Below are 17,054 nucleotides of genomic sequence, written 5' to 3' on the forward strand. Positions count from 1 at the left end.
ATGACAGTAATAGCAGGGCGTCATCTGGTGGCGGTAACCGCGTGCGTGAGCGGCGTGGCGCATACGTACATGGCCGCAGAACGGCTGGAGCGGATTTGCCAGCAGGAGAAATGGTCAGTGCGCATTGAGACGCAAGGAGCGTTAGGCATTGAAAGTGAGTTGACGGAGGACGATATCCGCCGCGCCGATGTCGTATTACTTATCACGGATATTGAGCTGGCGGGCAACGAACGCTTCGAATTCGCCCGCTATGTGAAATGCGGCATTAATGCTTTCCTGCGGGACCCGCAAAAGGTCATGGCAGCGGTACGAAAAATGGTATCCGCACCGCAGCATACGCAGGTCATTCTGGATTAGCCGCTTTTCCGATTAGCTGGCTGTGATACTGACGACGGTATTCCGACGGCGAGCGCTCCGTGTTTTTACGGAATAAACGGCAGAAATAGTTACTGTCGACAAAACCGCAGGCATGCGCCACTTCTTTTACCTTTAAGTCATACCCTTTCAGCAACTGACGCGCGTGCTCCAGCCGCGTGTGGGTCAGGTACTCATTAAAACCTACCGCGCCGGTTTTCTGAAAAAGATGCGATAAATAGTTCGGAGAGATGTAAAACGCCTGCGCTACGGATTCCCGGGTAAGCGGGGTCGCATAATGTTCATCGATATAAACGCGAATAGCTTCAAACAGCGCCTGACTTCGGGAGGCGGTCTGGATCTGGCTACCCAACAAATCGACGCAGTGGCTAAGCAGGCTGGCAACAATCAGTCGCGCTGTTTGCTGCTCGTGCGGCTGCATCTGCATTTCATGAAGCGTCTGTAACAGGAAGGATCCGATGCGTGGCCCCCGACGGGCGACGTGCTGTTTTGCAAGATTACGAGCATCCACGCCGTTCCAGTGTAAAAGACTAAATCCAAGCTGCTGTTTACCAAACAGGATGCTCAGCGTTGTCGCGGGCGTTTGCCATTGCGGATCGTTCCAGCCTCCCGCCGGAACGTATAAAACATCACCCTGCTGTAATACGCAAGCCGCCTGGTCTTTCACCGAGCCTTCGAGCACGATCTCCAGACGGGGGAAATCAACCTGCAGGGCGAGTTCGGGTGCGCAGAGGGCGGGGTTGGCGAAATGAACCTGACGTAGCGGCATCGTACCGCTAATCAGGTCAGTCAGGATGTGGGTAATATCATGCTGCATGGTGTAAATACCGAGGTATTGCCGGGTGGCGCTGACGCTTACCCGGCCTACCTGTCGTAGGCCCGGCAAGCGAAGCGCCGCCGGGCAGTGAGCATTAGCCGGTGTTACGCATACCCGCTGCAACGCCCGCAATTGTCACCATCAGCGCTTGTTCTACGCGTGGATCCGGATCTTTACCTTCCTCTTCCGCCAGACGTGAACGGTGCAGCAGCTCCGCCTGCAGGACGTTCAGTGGGTCGGTATAGATGTTACGCAGCTGGATAGACTCGGCAATCCACGGCAGATCGGCCATTAGATGGGAGTCGTTGGCGATATCCAGCACCACTTTGATGTCGCCTTCCAGCAGTTCGCGCAGCTCTTTACCCAGCGCCCACAGCTCTGGTTTCACCAGGCGCTGATCGTAGTATTCCGCCAGCCACAGGTCAGCTTTCGAGAAGACCATCTCCAGCATACCCAGACGGGTAGAGAAGAATGGCCAGTCGCGGCACATGGTTTCCAGTTCGTTCTGTTTGCCATCTTCCACCACCTTCTGCAGCGCCGCACCGGCACCCAGCCAGGCTGGCAGCATCAGACGGTTCTGCGTCCAGGCGAAGATCCACGGGATTGCACGCAGAGACTCCACGCCGCCGGTCGGACGACGCTTGGCCGGACGTGAACCCAGCGGCAGTTTGCCCAGCTCCTGCTCTGGCGTAGCAGAGCGGAAGTAAGGTACGAAGTCTTTGTTTTCACGCACGTAGCCGCGGTACAGGTCGCATGAGATGTCAGACAGCTCATCCATAATGCGGCACCAGGACTCTTTCGGCTCCGGTGGTGGCAGCAGGTTTGCTTCAAGAATCGCACTGGTATAGAGCGACAGGCTGCTGATGGTCACTTCCGGCAGGCCGTATTTGAAGCGGATCATCTCGCCCTGTTCGGTCACGCGCAGGCCGCCTTTCAGGCTTCCCGGCGGCTGAGAGAGCAGCGCCGCGTGCGCAGGCGCACCGCCACGGCCAATGGAGCCACCGCGACCGTGGAACAGCGTCAGCTCAATACCGGCTTTCTCGCAGGTTTTGATCAGCGCGTCCTGCGCCTGATACTGCGCCCAGGATGCCGCCATCACGCCCGCATCTTTTGCGGAGTCGGAATAGCCGATCATCACCATCTGTTTGCCCTGAATAAAGCCGCGATACCAGTCGATGTTCAGTAACTGGGTCATTACATCATTGGCGTTGTTCAGGTCGTCGAGGGTTTCAAACAGCGGGGCGACCGGCAGGGCATAGTCGATACCGGCTTCTTTCAGCAGCAGGTGAACGGCCAACACGTCGGACGGGGTTTTCGCCATCGAGATCACATACGCGGCGACCGATCCTTTTGGCGCATCCACGATCGCTTTACAGGTGTTGAGCACTTCGCGGGTTTCGTTGCTTGGCTCCCAGTTGCGCGGCAGCAGAGGACGCTTGGAGTTCAGCTCGCGGATCAGGAAGGCCTGTTTGTCGGCTTCAGACCAGCTTTCGTAGTCGCCAATGCCAAGATAACGTGTCAGTTCGCCCAGCGCTTCGGTATGGCGGGTGCTCTCCTGACGCACGTCGATACGCACCAGCGGCACGCCAAAACACTTCACGCGGCGCAGGGTGTCGAGTAGTTCGCCATTGGCGATGATGCCCATCCCGCAGGCCTGTAGTGATTTATAGCAAGCGTATAGCGGTTCCCAGAGCTGTTCGTTCTGGCTCAGCAGACCTTCCGGCTTCGGCAGGCGCTGGCCTTTCAGGCGTGCTTCCAGCCAGGCCTGGGTCGCCATCAGCTGGCTACGCAGTTTTTTCATCAGGAAACGATACGGCTCGCTGGCACCTTCTTCACCGGCCAGCGCGCGCAGTTCTGGCGTTGCTTCCACCATCGACAGCTCGGAGATCAGCACCTGAATGTCTTTCAGGAACAGATCGGTGGCTTTCCAGCGGCTCAGCAGCAGCACGTGGCGGGTGATTTCTGCCGTCACGTTCGGGTTACCGTCGCGGTCACCGCCCATCCAGGAGGTAAAGCGTACCGGGACAAAATCTACTGGCAGGCGATAGCCCAGGTTTGCTTCCAGCTGTTCGTTCAGCTCACGCAGGTAGTTCGGAACCCCTTCCCACAGGCTGTTTTCCACCACCGCAAAGCCCCATTTGGCCTCGTCTACCGGGCTTGGGCGATGCTTACGAATTTCATCGGTGTGCCAGGACTGCGCAATCAGCTGGCGCAGACGGCGCATCAGTTGGTTACGTTCGTAGTCGGCAATGTCTTTGTTATCCAACTGCTTCAGACAGTTGTTCACTTCAACCATTTTGTGGATCAGGGTGCGACGGGTGATTTCGGTTGGGTGGGCGGTCAGCACCAGCTCCAGCGAAAGGGACTCCACCGCTTTTTTAATGGTGGCTTCGTTGAGGTTTGGCTGGTCTTTGAGTTTACGAAGCGTACGGGCAATGACTTCCGGGTTGCTGGCAGCTTCGCCGTTTGGCGAAATGCTATGGTATTGCTCAGCCGTGTTTGCCAGGTTCAGGAACTGGCTGAATGCGCGTGCAACGGGCAGCAGCTCATCGTTAGAGAGGTTCTGCAAGGTGGTGAGCAGCTCCTGACGACTCGCTTCGTTACCGGCACGGGAAGATTTAGACAGCTTGCGGATGGTTTCAACGCGGTCGAGGATGTTTTCCCCCAACGCATCTTTGATGGTATCTCCAAGCACTTTGCCGAGCATACTGACATTACTACGCAACGCGGAATATTGTTCGTTCATAAAAACCCAGTCACCCCATCATTTTTGTTTATGCCCATGCGAAAATCTTCTGGACATTATTTTGTCATCTCCCTTTATAAAGCCACGTAAAACCCCCGTCGTCAATTGCTGCGAAAACGGTTCAGCAAACGAATAAATGCGGGCAATTTACGAAATTTAATTCGCATTGCGTCAGATAAGAGATGCTTATGGGAATGTGACGGAGATCGCGGGATTTGTTGCCCTCACCCTAACCCTCTCCCACCGGGAGAGGGGACTGATCGGTGCGGTTTTAATGCCAGCAGAAGTGATGCACGACCTGGGTAATCAGTTCGCGGGTGGGCTTGATGAAGCGGGTTTCCAGGTATTCATCCGGCTGGTGCGCCTGGTTGATGGAGCCTGGGCCAAGTACCAGCGTAGGGCACAGCGTCTGAATAAACGGCGCTTCGGTGCAGTAGTTCACCACGTCGGTTTTCTCGCCGAGCAGTTTTTCCACCACCTCAACCAGCTGATGATCGGGCGGACATTCATAACCCGGGATCGGTGGATGCAGTTCAGACACTGTCAGGCGGCCAGGCCAGCGTTCACTCACCGGGGCCAGCGCTTCGGTCAGCAAGCCGTCGAGATCGCTCAGCGTCATGCCCGGCAGCGGACGGATATCCATGTGCAGCTCACAGCAGGCGCAGATACGGTTAGAGGCATCGCCACCGTGCAGGCTACCGAGGTTCAGCGTTGGATACGGCACGGTGAAGGCATCGTAGTGATACCGTTCTTTCAGTTCGTCGCGCAGAGTCATGATGCGGCCGATGGCGTCGTGCATCAGTTCAATGGCGTTCACGCCACGCGCCGGGTCGCTGGAGTGGCCGGACTGGCCCATCACGCGCACTGCCGTGGAGATATGGCCTTTATGCGCACGGATCGGTTGTAATGACGTTGGCTCACCGATGATGGCGCAATCCGGGCGAATCGATGTGTTTTCTGAGAAGTAACGCGCCCCCGCCATGCTGGTCTCTTCATCGGCGGTCGCCAGAATGTAGAGCGGCTTTTTCAGTTTTGTTACGTCCACGTCACGCAGCGCGTCAAGGATAAAAGCGAAGAAGCCTTTCATGTCGGCGGTGCCAAGGCCGTAAAGCTTGTTGTCATGCTCGGTCAGGGTAAACGGGTCGCGGGTCCAGCGGCCATCGTCAAAGGGCACCGTGTCGGTATGACCGGCCAGCAGCAGTCCGCCTGCGCCGTGTCCGGTACTGGCGAGCAGGTTAAATTTATGGCGTGTTCCAGGTACGGGCTGAACCTCAACGTTAAACCCAAGATCGCTAAACCAACCCGCCAGCAGATTGATTAAAGACTCATTGCTCTGATCCAGCGCTTCTTCGGTCGCGCTGATGGAGGGTGTGGCAATCAGGGCGCGGTAAATCTCGATAAATGGCGGTAAGTTCATTTTCATTGTTGACACACCTTAGGTCGTGATAGTATCAATATTCATGCAATAAATGTGAATAAAAATACATTAACGTTGAGCATAAAGGAACCCGATGTTGAATACGCTGATTGTAGGCGCTAGCGGTTATGCGGGCGCAGAGCTTGTAAGCTACGTGAATCGCCATCCACATATGACCATAACCGCTTTGACCGTGTCAGCGCAAAGCAATGATGCAGGAAAGTTAATTTCCGATTTGCATCCGTGGCTTAAGGGCATTGTCGACTTGCCACTGCAGCCAATGTCTGACATCAGCGAGTTCACTGACGGCGTCGACGTGGTGTTTTTGGCCACCGCGCACGAGGTCAGTCACGACCTGGCGCCGCAATTCCTGGCGGCCGGTTGCGTGGTGTTCGACCTCTCCGGCGCGTTCCGTGTTAACGACGGCGCGTTCTACGAAAAATACTATGGCTTTACCCATCAGCACCCGGACCTGCTTGCAAAAGCCGTGTATGGGCTGGCGGAGTGGAGCGCAGACAAGCTGAAAGAAGCGGATCTGATTGCTGTGCCGGGCTGCTACCCGACGGCTGCACAGCTTTCTCTGAAGCCGCTGATCGACGCAGACCTGCTGGATCTGAACCAGTGGCCGGTGATCAACGCCACCAGTGGTGTCAGCGGTGCCGGACGCAAGGCTGCTATTTCTAACAGCTTCTGTGAAGTCAGCCTGCAGCCGTATGGCGTGTTTAATCACCGCCATCATCCGGAAATCACTACCCATCTGGGGGCCAATGTCATCTTTACACCGCACCTGGGCAGCTTCCCGCGTGGGATCCTCGAAACCATTACCTGCCGCCTGAAACCGGGCGTGACCAAAGACCAGGTGAGCGAGGCCTTTACTCAGGCGTATGCGGATAAACCGCTGGTGCGTCTCTACGACAAAGGCGTGCCCGCGCTGAAAAACGTGGTTGGCCTGCCGTTCTGCGACATCGGCTATGCCGTGCAGGGCGAGCATCTGATCGTGGTGGCAGCAGAAGATAACTTACTCAAAGGCGCTGCCGCTCAGGCAATGCAGTGTGCAAATATTCGTTTCGGTTTCCCGGAAACGCAGGCTCTTATTTAAGGTGTGATGATGAACCCATTAATTATCAAACTCGGTGGTGTACTGCTGGACAGCGAAGAAGCGCTGGAGCGTCTGTTTACCGCGCTGGTTAACTATCGCGAATCGCACCAGCGTCCGCTGGTGATTGTGCACGGCGGCGGCTGCGTGGTGGATGAGCTGATGAAAGGGCTCAACCTGCCGGTGAAAAAGAAAAACGGCCTGCGCGTGACGCCTGCCGACCAGATTGACATCATCACCGGTGCGCTGGCAGGTACGGCAAATAAGACTCTGTTGTCCTGGGCGAAGAAACACCACATTGCCTCCGTTGGCCTCTATCTGGGCGATGGCGACAGCGTAAAAGTGACCCAGCTCGATGAAGAACTCGGCCACGTTGGACTGGCGCAGCCAGGTTCGCCTAAGCTGATTAACACGCTGCTGGAAGGCGGTTTCCTGCCGGTAGTGAGCTCTATCGGGGTGACCGAAGAGGGTGAGTTGATGAACGTGAATGCGGACCAGGCGGCAACGGCACTGGCGGCAACGTTGGGCGCGGACCTGATCCTGCTCTCCGATGTGAGCGGTATTCTGGACGGCAAAGGCCAGCGCATTGCGGAAATGACCGCGGCAAAAGCCGAACAGCTGATCGCCCAGGGCATTATTACCGACGGGATGATCGTCAAAGTGAATGCCGCGCTGGATGCCGCCCGTACGCTCGGGCGCCCGGTGGATATCGCCTCCTGGCGTCACGCGGAGCAGCTTCCGGCGCTGTTTAACGGCACGCCAATTGGCACGCGTATTTTAGCGTAAGTTATTAATGAATGACCGTAGGCCGGGTAAGCGCAGCGCCACCCGGCGGAACTAACGAATAAAGGAACGATGTTATGGCACTTTGGGGTGGGCGTTTTACACAGGCAGCGGATCAACGGTTCAAACAGTTCAACGACTCTTTGCGCTTCGACTACCGCCTGGCCGAACAGGATATCGTCGGCTCTGTGGCCTGGTCCAAAGCGCTGGTGACGGTGGGCGTGCTGACCGCAGAGGAGCAGCAGCAGCTGGAAGAGGCGCTCAATAATCTGCTGGAAGAAGTGCGTCTGGATCCGCAGCAAATTCTGCAAAGCGATGCCGAAGATATTCACAGCTGGGTAGAAGGCAAACTGATCGACAAAGTTGGCCAGCTGGGTAAAAAGCTGCACACCGGCCGTAGCCGTAACGACCAGGTCGCTACCGATCTGAAGCTGTGGTGTAAAGATACCGTCGCGGAGCTGCTGGCGGCTAACCGTCAGCTGCAGAGCGCGCTGGTAGACACGGCACAGAACAACCAGGACGCGGTGATGCCGGGTTATACCCATTTGCAGCGCGCGCAGCCGGTGACCTTTGCGCACTGGTGTCTGGCCTATGTCGAGATGCTGGCGCGTGACGAAAGCCGCCTGCAGGATACCCTGAAGCGCCTGGACGTCAGCCCGCTGGGCAGCGGTGCGCTGGCGGGTACGGCATATGAAATTGACCGCGAGCAGCTGGCAGGCTGGCTGGGCTTTGCGTCTGCCACCCGTAACAGTCTGGACAGCGTCTCTGACCGTGACCACGTGCTGGAACTGCTGTCGAATGCTTCTATCGGGATGGTCCACCTGTCACGCTTTGCCGAAGACCTGATCTTCTTTAACTCTGGCGAAGCCGGATTTGTGGAGTTGTCTGACCGTGTGACGTCCGGCTCTTCCCTGATGCCGCAGAAGAAAAACCCGGATGCGCTGGAGCTGATCCGCGGGAAGTGTGGCCGCGTACAGGGCGCACTGACCGGCATGATGATGACCCTGAAAGGGCTGCCGCTGGCGTACAACAAAGATATGCAGGAAGACAAAGAAGGGCTGTTCGACGCGCTCGACACCTGGCTGGACTGCCTGCATATGGGTGCGCTGGTGCTGGACGGCATTCAGGTGAAACGTTCTCGTTGTCAGGAAGCGGCGCAGCAGGGTTATGCAAACGCGACCGAACTGGCGGATTACCTGGTGGCGAAAGGCGTACCGTTCCGTGAAGCGCACCACATTGTGGGCGAAGCGGTAGTGGAAGCGATTCTTCAGGGGAAACCGCTGGAAGAGCTGGCGCTTGCCGACCTGCAGAAATTCAGTGCGGTTATTGGGGAGGATGTGTACCCGATTCTGTCGTTGCAGTCATGCCTGGATAAGCGTGCGGCGAAAGGCGGTGTGTCGCCGAAGCAGGTGGCGCAGGCGATTGCGGACGCGAAAAACCGGTTGGTTTGATTTGTGCGGGCTGGTGCCCTCACCCCGGCCCTCTCCCACAGGGAGAGGGAGCAAACCCTAAAAATGGCAACTTCGGTTGCCATTTTGCTTTTACCCCCGGGTTTTTTTACGCAAAAAAAAGCGGACCACGGGGTCCGCAAAAGTTCACGTTGGCTTTAGTTGTTCGAGTTTTGAGAGAAACTCGCTGACGGTGCGGGGACGTCAAGGGTCAAACACGTGCCGCCTCGTCTATGTGGTGTATTATTCAACAGAATGCTTGATAGGGATAATCGTTCGTTGCTATGCTATCTATCGCCATGAACTATCGTGGCGACGGAGGATGAATAATGAATATTCGTGATCTTGAATACCTGGTAGCGTTAGCCGAGCATCGCCACTTTCGCCGTGCGGCAGATTCCTGCCACGTCAGCCAGCCTACGCTGAGCGGTCAGATCCGCAAGCTGGAAGACGAGCTGGGCGTGATGCTGCTGGAGCGCACCAGTCGTAAAGTGCTGTTCACTCAGGCGGGTTTGCTGCTGGTGGATCAGGCGCGCACCGTGCTGCGCGAGGTCAAAGTGCTCAAGGAAATGGCAAGTCAGCAAGGGGAGACCATGTCCGGCCCGCTGCATATTGGCCTGATCCCAACCGTTGGTCCGTACCTTCTGCCGCACATCATTCCGATGCTGCACCAGACGTTCCCGAAACTCGAAATGTATCTGCATGAAGCGCAAACCCATCAGCTGCTGGCACAGTTAGATAGCGGCAAGCTCGACTGCGCCATTCTGGCGCTGGTAAAAGAGAGCGAAGCCTTTATCGAAGTGCCGCTGTTTGACGAGCCGATGATGCTGGCGATCTACGAAGATCATCCGTGGGCGAACCGCGATCGTGTGCCGATGGCCGATCTGGCCGGTGAAAAGCTGCTGATGCTGGAAGATGGCCACTGCCTGCGCGATCAGGCGATGGGCTTCTGTTTTGAAGCGGGAGCGGATGAAGATACCCATTTCCGCGCAACCAGCCTGGAAACGCTGCGTAATATGGTGGCGGCGGGAAGTGGTATTACGTTGCTGCCTGCGCTGGCCGTGCCGCGCGAGCGTAAACGTGACGGTGTGGTTTACCTGCCGTGCATTAAACCAGAGCCACGTCGTACTATAGGTCTGGTTTATCGTCCGGGGTCACCGCTGCGCAGCCGCTATGAGCAGCTGGCAGAGGCCATCCGTGGTGCGATGGATGGCCATTTTGACAACGCGTTAAAACAGGCGGTTTAAACCGTTCAGCGCGGCGACCCGATAGGCTTCCGCCATGGTCGGGTAGTTAAAGGTGGTGTTAACGAAGTACTCAATGGTGTTACCGCCACCTTTTTGCTCCATTATCGCCTGGCCGATATGAATGATTTCCGCCGCGCGTTCACCAAAGCAGTGAATACCGAGGATCTCTTTCGTCTCACGATGGAACAGGATCTTCAGCGTTCCCACGCTCATGCCAACAATTTGTGCCCGTGCCAGATGTTTAAACTGGGCGCGACCCACCTCGTAAGGCACCTTCATGGAGGTCAGCTGCTGCTCGGTTTTCCCTACGGAGCTGATTTCCGGAATGGTGTAAATCCCCGTTGGAATGTCTTCGATCAGATGCGCCGTCGCTTCGCCTTTTACCAGCGCCTGCGCCGCAATGCGCCCCTGGTCATAGGCCGCGGAAGCGAGGCTCGGGTAACCAATCACGTCACCGACCGCGTAAACGTGCGGCAGGGCAGTCTGGTACATGCTGTTAACCTTTAACTGACCACGGCTGTCCGTCTCCAGACCGATGTTTTCCAGCGCCAGTGAATCGGTGTTACCGGTACGGCCGTTGGCATACAGCAGGCAGTCGGCTTTCAGCTTTTTGCCAGACTTCAGATGCATGATCACGCCGTCGTCGCAGCCTTCGATCTTCTCGTACTCTTCGTTGTGGCGAATCACCACACCGCTGTTCCAGAAGTGGTAGGAGAGCGAGTCTGACATCTCCTGATCCAGGAAAGCCAGCAGGCGGTCGCGGGTGTTAATCAGATCAACTTTGACATCCATTCCGCGGAAGATAGACGCATATTCACACCCGATCACCCCCGCGCCATAGATAATCACATGGCGTGGTTCATGGTGCAGGCTGAGGATGGAATCGCTGTCGTAAATGCGTGGGTGTGAGAAATCCACGTCTGCCGGATGATACGGGCGGGAACCACAGGCGATAACAAATTTTTCAGCGGTGAGGGTTTCAACCGAACCGTCGTGACACTCCAGTGCCAGCGTATGTTCATCCACAAAATGCGCGTTACCCTGAAGAATTTCGCAATGGTTACGCTCGTAAAAACCCTGACGCATGCGTGTCTGCTGGTTAATAACGGTATCTGCGTGATTCAGGATATCGGCAAAAGAGGAACGAAGAAGTCGGGAGTGGTCGCTGTAAAGAGGGTTCTGGTTAAATTCAATAATGCGGCTAACGGCGTGGCGGAGGGCTTTGGAAGGGATGGTGCCCCAGTGGGTGCAACCGCCGCCAACATTATGGTAGCGCTCAATGACCGCTACTCTGGCTCCCTGTTTTACCAGACCCATAGCAGCGCCTTCGCCGCCGGGGCCGGAACCAATAACTATTGCGTCGTAATCGTAGGAATGTGGCATGGCAAGGCTTACCTGTTCTTATACATAAAAGCAACAGAATCATAACATCATTGCCAGGGTAACCCAATTATCGTTGTGCTTTTTTCCGGCAGTGGAGCACAAAGCGCGCGTAAACAATCATTCACAAAGCCAGGTAAACAGATTAATTTTATTCTCTGGTATAGTGCCATCAGACCTTTGGAAGGATTCAACTATCGTGATGGGCGTAAGAGCACAACAAAAAGAGAAAACCCGGCGTTCGCTGGTGGAAGCTGCATTCAGTCAACTGAGTGCTGAGCGGAGTTTTGCCAGTTTGAGCCTGCGTGAAGTCGCACGCGAGGCCGGGATTGCGCCAACGTCCTTCTATCGCCATTTCCGTGATGTGGATGAACTGGGTCTGACCATGGTCGACGAGAGTGGGCTCATGCTGCGCCAGCTGATGCGCCAGGCGCGGCAGCGTATCGCGAAAGGCGGTAGCGTTATCCGTACCTCCGTGTCGACCTTTATGGAATTTATTGGCAATAACCCCAACGCGTTTCGCCTGTTGCTGCGCGAGCGTTCAGGGACGTCAGCGGCATTTCGTGCCGCTGTCGCGCGTGAAATTCAGCATTTCATTGCGGAACTTGCCGACTATCTTGAACTCGAAAACCATATGCCGCGTGCGTTCACCGAAGCACAGGCTGAAGCAATGGTGACGATTGTTTTCAGTGCAGGTGCCGAAGCGCTGGATGTCAGCATTGAACAACGTAAGCAACTCGAAGAGCGACTGGTATTGCAGCTCAGGATGATTTCCAAAGGAGCGTACTACTGGTATCGCCGTGAACAAGAGAAACTGGCACATCAAACCGAAGAGTGAAGGTGAGTAATGAAACAGTCAGGTCAGGATAAAGGGACGCTGTTGCTGGCATTGATCGCTGGCTTATCCATTAATGGTACGTTTGCCGCTATTTTTAGCTCCATCGTACCCTTCTCGATTTTCCCGCTTATCGCCCTGGTGCTGACGGTTTACTGCCTGCACCAGCGTTATCTGAACCGCACCATGCCGGTGGGGTTACCGGGTCTGGCCGCTGCCTGCTTTATTCTGGGTGTGTTGCTGTACAGCACGGTGGTGCGCGCAGAGTACCCGGATATCGGCTCTAACTTCTTCCCTGCTGTTCTGTCTGTGGCGCTGGTGTTCTGGATTGGCTCTCGCATGCGCAGCCGCAAGAGCCAGTTGCCAGAGTAAGGAATTATTTGTAGGGCAGGTAAGCGAAGCGCCACCTGCCAAAAACGCCGGATGGCGCTACGCTTATCCGGCCTACAGATCACCGTGCGGTAAGTAAAACACCGCACTCCATATGGTGCGTATACGGGAACTGATCGAACAGCGCCAGACGTTCAACCTTGTGCGTCTGGCTTAATGTTTCCAGGTTTTTGCACAGCGTTTCCGGGTTACAGGAAATGTACAAAATACGCGGGTATGCCTGCACCATCTTCTCGGTTTCGCTGTCCAGGCCACTGCGCGGCGGATCGACAAAAATCGTCTCGCACTGATAGCCCTTCAGATCGATCCCCTCAAGACGGTTAAACTCGCGCACGCCGTTCATGGCCTGCGTAAATTCTTCTGCTGCCATACGAATAATCTGCACGTTGTCGATATGGTTGGCGGCAATGTTGTACTGCGCGGCCGCAACGGACGGTTTGGCAATTTCCGTCGCCAGTACGCGCTCGAAATTGCGCGCCAGTGCCAGCGAGAAGTTGCCATTCCCACAGTACAGCTCAAGCAGATCGCCCTTTGACCCTTCGGTCGCTTTCAGCGCCCACTCCAGCATTTGCACGTTCATCGCCGCGTTAGGTTGGGTGAAGCTGTTCTCTACCTGACGGTAAACCATCTCTTTTCCTGCCACCGACAGGCGCTCATCGATGTAATCCTGATCCAGCATGATTTTGGTTTTTGTCGCGCGGCCAATCAGGTGAACGTTGATGTTTTGCGCCCGCAGCGCATCGCGCAGCGCTTCTGCCTGCTCGCGCCACTCGTCGTTAAGCGCCTTGTGGTACAGCAGAGAGACAATGGCCTGATTGCTTTGGGTGGTCAGGTAGTCAATCTGGAACAGCTTATGGCGCAGCACCGGGTTGTTGCGCACACCGTCAATCATTAGAGTCATGAGCTGGTTAATCAGCTCACTCGCCGCCGGGAAGCTGTTAACCCGGATACGGGATTTAGTCTGCTGATCGAAAATGATGTGATACAGGTCGTCGCCATCGTGCCAGATGCGGAACTCGGCGCGCATACGGTAGTGGCTGACGGGGGAACGGAACACCTCAGGAACGGGCGCGTTGAAAGGCGTCATCATACTTTGCAGGCGGACAACTTTCTCTGCCAGCTGTGCGTCGTACTGTTCTATCGGGAGGTGTTCGGGGGTCATGATGCGTCCTGAGTGATAAAGAATTACGCGGGGATTGTAGGGATTGTGCAGTGGATGTCCAGATTTAATGGCTAATAGCTATCTGGACATCTATACGTGTCTAATTGTAGCATTCTGTTTCCGGTCTCCTGAGAGTGAAAAGGGAATCCAGTGTAAATCTGGAGCTGACGCGCAGCGGTAAAGACTGGCGGGATGAGAGTTGCAGACACTGTGAAAATGGGAAGTCTTCATCCACAAAACGCCACCCAGCCCGAAGACCTGCCGGGATCACGTCGCATTTGGTTTCATCATCGCGTGCTATAGATGAGGCCTGCGGCATCCTTCTTATATTGTGGATGCTTTAACAATGATTAAAAAAGTATCGCTGTTAACGGCGTTGTCCGTTACGGCATTTTCGGGCTGGGCGCAGGATAGCGCTGACTCGTTGGTGGTGACAGCAAATCGTTTTGAACAACCGGCAAAAACAGTTCTGGCACCGACGTCCGTGGTGACGCGTGAAGATATTGAGCGCTGGCAGGCAAAGAGCGTTGTGGAGATTATGTCACGTCTGCCGGGCGTAGATATCGCGCAAAGCGGTGGCCTGGGTGCCACCTCTTCTACCTTTATTCGCGGCACTGAATCCCGTCATGTTCTGGTCCTGATTGACGGCGTACCGTTGAACAGCGCCGGGATTAGCAACGTTCCCGATCTGAGCCAAATCCCAACCTCGCTGATTCAGCGAATCGAATACGTCCGTGGCCCGCGTTCTGCGCTGTATGGCTCCGACGCGATTGGCGGCGTGATTAACATCATCACCGGGCGTGATAAGCCGGGTGCGGAAATCTCAGCGGGCGTCGGCTCTAAGGGCTACCAGACCTATGATGGCGCTTTCCAGCAGGTGCTGAATAAAACCAAAATCACTATGGCGGGTAACTACACCTATACCCGCGGCTTTGATATTGCTGCCCAGGATGCGCCGCGCCAGCCTGACCGCGATGGTTTTATGAGTAAATCGCTGTACGGCTCCGTGGAACAGCAAATTACCGACAGCGTGAGCGGGTTCTTCCGTGGCTTTGGTTATGACAACCGCACCGCGTATGACGGTTACGATCATTACGACGCCAATTTTATGGTGGATGGACGACCTGATACTCGCCAGCTTTACAGCCAGAACTGGGATACCGGTTTGCGTTACAGCCAGGGGATTTTCCAGTCACAGCTGGTGGCGGGTTACGGCCGCAGTAAAGATCAGAACTATGATCCGAAGAAAGGGCGCTACGCTGATTCCGCAACCATGGATGACGTGAAGCAGTACACCACCCAATGGCTCAACACTATAGAAGTTGGCCATGGCAATATCGGTGCAGGCCTGGACTGGCAAAAGCAGAAGACGCAGGCCGGGACCGGTTACCTGGAAAAAGGTTACGAGCAACGTAATACCGGCGTGTTCGCGTCTGCGATGCAGCAGTTCAACAGCGTGACGCTGGAAGCGGCGGCGCGTAATGACGACAACTCCAACTTTGGCAACCATGGCACGTGGCAAACCAGCGCAGCGTGGGAGTTTGTGGATGGCTATCGCGTGATTGCCTCCTACGGCACCGCTTTTAAAGCACCGACGATGAGCCAGATCCACAGCGCTTCTTACGGCAATCCGGACCTTAAACCGGAGGAGAGTAAACAGTGGGAAGGGGGCTTTGAAGGCCTGACGGGACCAGTCAACTGGCGTATCACTGGTTATCGTAATGATATTAATAACCTGATTAGCAGCGATCCGCATACGTATCGGTACTACAACGTTGACGAAGCGCGTATTAAAGGTGTGGAAGCGACGGCACAGTTCGAAACTGGACCGGTTGGACACCAGATCTCCTATGATTATGTTGACCCGCGTAACGCCAAAACTCATGAAGTGCTGGCCCGCCGTTCTAAGCAGCAGGTTAAGTATCAGCTTGACTGGCAGGTATGGGATCTCGACTGGAACCTCGCTTACCGTTACCTCGGCACCCGCTATGATGTCGCAATCGATCCAGACACGTATGCGTCAGAACGCGTGAAAATGGGCGGGGTAAGCCTGTGGGATGTCGCAGTTTCATATCCTGTCACCTCTCACCTTACAGTTCGTGGTAAAATAGCCAACCTGTTCGATAAAGATTACGAGACAGTTTATGGCTACCAAACTGCAGGACGGGAATACACCTTGTCTGGCAGCTACACCTTCTAATCCGCGTCCCACCGTGCTGGTATTTGATTCCGGCGTCGGTGGGCTTTCGGTCTATGATGAGATTCGGCATCTCCTGCCGGATCTCCATTATATCTACGCCTTCGATAACGTCGCTTTCCCTTATGGGGAGAAGAGCGAGGACTTTATTGTTGAGCGTGTCGTTGAAATCGTCACCGCGGTACAGCAGCGTTATCCTCTGGCGCTGGCGGTCATCGCCTGTAATACGGCAAGCACGGTATCGCTACCAGCCTTGCGCGCAAAATTTCAGTTCCCGGTTGTGGGCGTGGTTCCCGCAATAAAGCCTGCTGCGCGCCTGACTGCGAATGGTATTGTGGGTCTGCTGGCTACGCGCGGCACGGTGAAGCGTCCTTATACGCGTGAATTGATCGATCGTTTTGCCAATGAATGTCAGATCGCGATGCTCGGTTCGGCAGAGCTGGTGGAGATGGCTGAAGCGAAGCTGCATGGCAAGACGGTGCCACTTGAGGAGCTGCGTCGTATTCTTCGCCCGTGGCTGCGTATGCCGGAACCGCCGGATACCGTCGTACTGGGCTGCACTCATTTCCCGCTCTTACAGGAAGAATTGTTAGAAGTACTGCCGGAGGGGACGCGTCTGGTGGATTCCGGTGCGGCTATTGCCCGTCGTACTGCCTGGCTGCTGGAACATGAAGCGCCGGATGCCAAATCTGCCGATGCGAATATCGCGTTTTGTATGGCACTAACAAACGAGACTGAACAACTTTTACCCGTTTTGCGCCGTTATGGGTTTGAAACGCTCGAAAAACTCGCGCTGTAGCACGGTTTTGAGCAAAAAAGAGACGGTTGAACGTTTTTTTTTAAAGAGGGGTTGTCAACGTCTGAGAACTCCCTATAATGCGCCTCCACTGACACGGAACAACGGCTTGCAAGCCGCCGGGTTGGCGGGGTTCAGAGATGAATGCCGACAGAGAAAAGTGAAAATAATCACTTGACTCTGAATGAGGAAAACGTATTATACGGGACCTCGCAACGGTGAGCGAAAGCCGCGTTGCACTGCTCTTTAACAATTTATCAGACAATCTGTGTGGGCACTCAAAGTGACATGGATTCTTAACGTCCTCGGACGATAAATGAATACCAAGTCTCAACGAGTGAACACGTAATTCATTCAGAAGTTTA

At 55.3% G+C, this 17,054-nt stretch carries 14 protein-coding genes and 1 riboswitch; of the genes, 9 read left to right on the plus strand and 5 right to left on the minus strand.

Translation table 11 applies throughout. The annotated features are described in order from the left end of the window. Nucleotides 1-357 carry a PTS fructose-like transporter subunit IIB gene (locus tag APU11_RS12980; protein ID WP_058651871.1) on the plus strand — a complete coding sequence of 119 codons (357 nt, stop codon included), beginning with the start codon at nt 1-3 and terminating at the stop codon, nt 355-357. On the opposite strand, the gene APU11_RS12985 is transcribed toward APU11_RS12980, so the two are convergent. From APU11_RS12985 to argE, 3 genes are all read right to left on the minus strand, one after another. Then, a complete protein-coding gene (locus tag APU11_RS12985; RefSeq protein ID WP_029882884.1) occupies nt 344-1,192 on the minus strand; it encodes an AraC family transcriptional regulator in 849 nt (282 codons plus the stop codon). The genes APU11_RS12980 and APU11_RS12985 overlap by 14 nt on opposite strands. Before the next feature lie 94 nt (nt 1,193-1,286). Next, on the minus strand, nt 1,287-3,938 hold the full coding sequence (gene ppc, locus APU11_RS12990; protein WP_013099302.1) for a phosphoenolpyruvate carboxylase: 2,652 nt from the start codon (nt 3,936-3,938) through the stop codon (nt 1,287-1,289). A gap of 271 nt (nt 3,939-4,209) precedes the next feature. Continuing rightward, nucleotides 4,210-5,361 (minus strand): acetylornithine deacetylase, encoded by a 1,152-nt coding sequence (gene argE / locus APU11_RS12995; RefSeq protein WP_013099301.1) that lies wholly within the window; start codon nt 5,359-5,361, stop codon nt 4,210-4,212. A gap of 88 nt (nt 5,362-5,449) precedes the next feature. On the opposite strand from argE, the gene argC reads away from it, so the two are divergent. The 4 genes from argC to oxyR all read left to right on the plus strand — a co-directional run bounded on the left by argC (nt 5,450) and on the right by oxyR (nt 9,929). After that, nucleotides 5,450-6,454 carry an N-acetyl-gamma-glutamyl-phosphate reductase gene (gene argC, locus APU11_RS13000; protein WP_020686922.1) on the plus strand — a complete coding sequence of 335 codons (1,005 nt, stop codon included), beginning with the start codon at nt 5,450-5,452 and terminating at the stop codon, nt 6,452-6,454. 6 nt (nt 6,455-6,460) lie between these two features. Continuing rightward, entirely contained in the window at nt 6,461-7,237 is a 777-nt protein-coding gene (gene argB / locus APU11_RS13005; protein ID WP_020686923.1) for an acetylglutamate kinase, read from the plus strand. Between the two features lie 74 nt (nt 7,238-7,311). Then, nucleotides 7,312-8,685: an argininosuccinate lyase gene (gene argH, locus APU11_RS13010; protein WP_058651873.1), complete on the plus strand. Its 1,374-nt coding sequence runs from the start codon at nt 7,312-7,314 to the stop codon at nt 8,683-8,685. A gap of 326 nt (nt 8,686-9,011) precedes the next feature. Further along, the gene (gene oxyR / locus APU11_RS13015) at nt 9,012-9,929 is read left to right on the plus strand and encodes a DNA-binding transcriptional regulator OxyR (RefSeq protein ID WP_014833742.1); all 918 of its coding nucleotides are present in this window, start codon (nt 9,012-9,014) and stop codon (nt 9,927-9,929) included. Here oxyR and sthA read toward each other — a convergent pair. After that, complete coding sequence (gene sthA, locus APU11_RS13020; RefSeq protein WP_014833741.1) at nt 9,912-11,312, minus strand: Si-specific NAD(P)(+) transhydrogenase; 1,401 nt, start codon at nt 11,310-11,312, stop codon at nt 9,912-9,914. The genes oxyR and sthA overlap by 18 nt on opposite strands. 196 nt (nt 11,313-11,508) lie before the next feature. On the opposite strand from sthA, the gene fabR reads away from it, so the two are divergent. Next, entirely contained in the window at nt 11,509-12,147 is a 639-nt protein-coding gene (fabR, locus tag APU11_RS13025) for an HTH-type transcriptional repressor FabR (protein WP_008501784.1), read from the plus strand. Between the two features lie 9 nt (nt 12,148-12,156). After that, entirely contained in the window at nt 12,157-12,516 is a 360-nt protein-coding gene (locus APU11_RS13030; RefSeq protein WP_008501783.1) for a YijD family membrane protein, read from the plus strand. Between the two features lie 79 nt (nt 12,517-12,595). Here the strand turns inward: APU11_RS13030 and trmA are convergent, their stop codons facing one another. After that, a complete protein-coding gene (trmA, locus tag APU11_RS13035) occupies nt 12,596-13,696 on the minus strand; it encodes a tRNA (uridine(54)-C5)-methyltransferase TrmA (RefSeq protein ID WP_058651876.1) in 1,101 nt (366 codons plus the stop codon). A 104-nt stretch (nt 13,697-13,800) separates the two neighbouring features. Further along, nucleotides 13,801-13,977, plus strand: a riboswitch (cobalamin riboswitch). A gap of 65 nt (nt 13,978-14,042) precedes the next feature. Between trmA and btuB the strand changes: the two genes are divergently transcribed. Together btuB and murI are read left to right on the plus strand one after the other, a co-directional pair. Beyond that, nucleotides 14,043-15,896, plus strand: coding sequence for a TonB-dependent vitamin B12 receptor BtuB (btuB, locus tag APU11_RS13040; protein WP_060578511.1), 1,854 nt, complete (start codon nt 14,043-14,045; stop codon nt 15,894-15,896). Then, nucleotides 15,841-16,692 carry a glutamate racemase gene (gene murI / locus APU11_RS13045; RefSeq protein ID WP_032618543.1) on the plus strand — a complete coding sequence of 284 codons (852 nt, stop codon included), beginning with the start codon at nt 15,841-15,843 and terminating at the stop codon, nt 16,690-16,692. Before btuB ends, murI begins: the two co-directional genes overlap by 56 nt. Nucleotides 16,693-17,054: the final 362 nt, after the last annotated feature.

Origin of the sequence: Enterobacter sp. 50793107, assembly GCF_001463365.1 — a bacterium.
Classification (GTDB): domain Bacteria; phylum Pseudomonadota; class Gammaproteobacteria; order Enterobacterales; family Enterobacteriaceae; genus Enterobacter; species Enterobacter cloacae.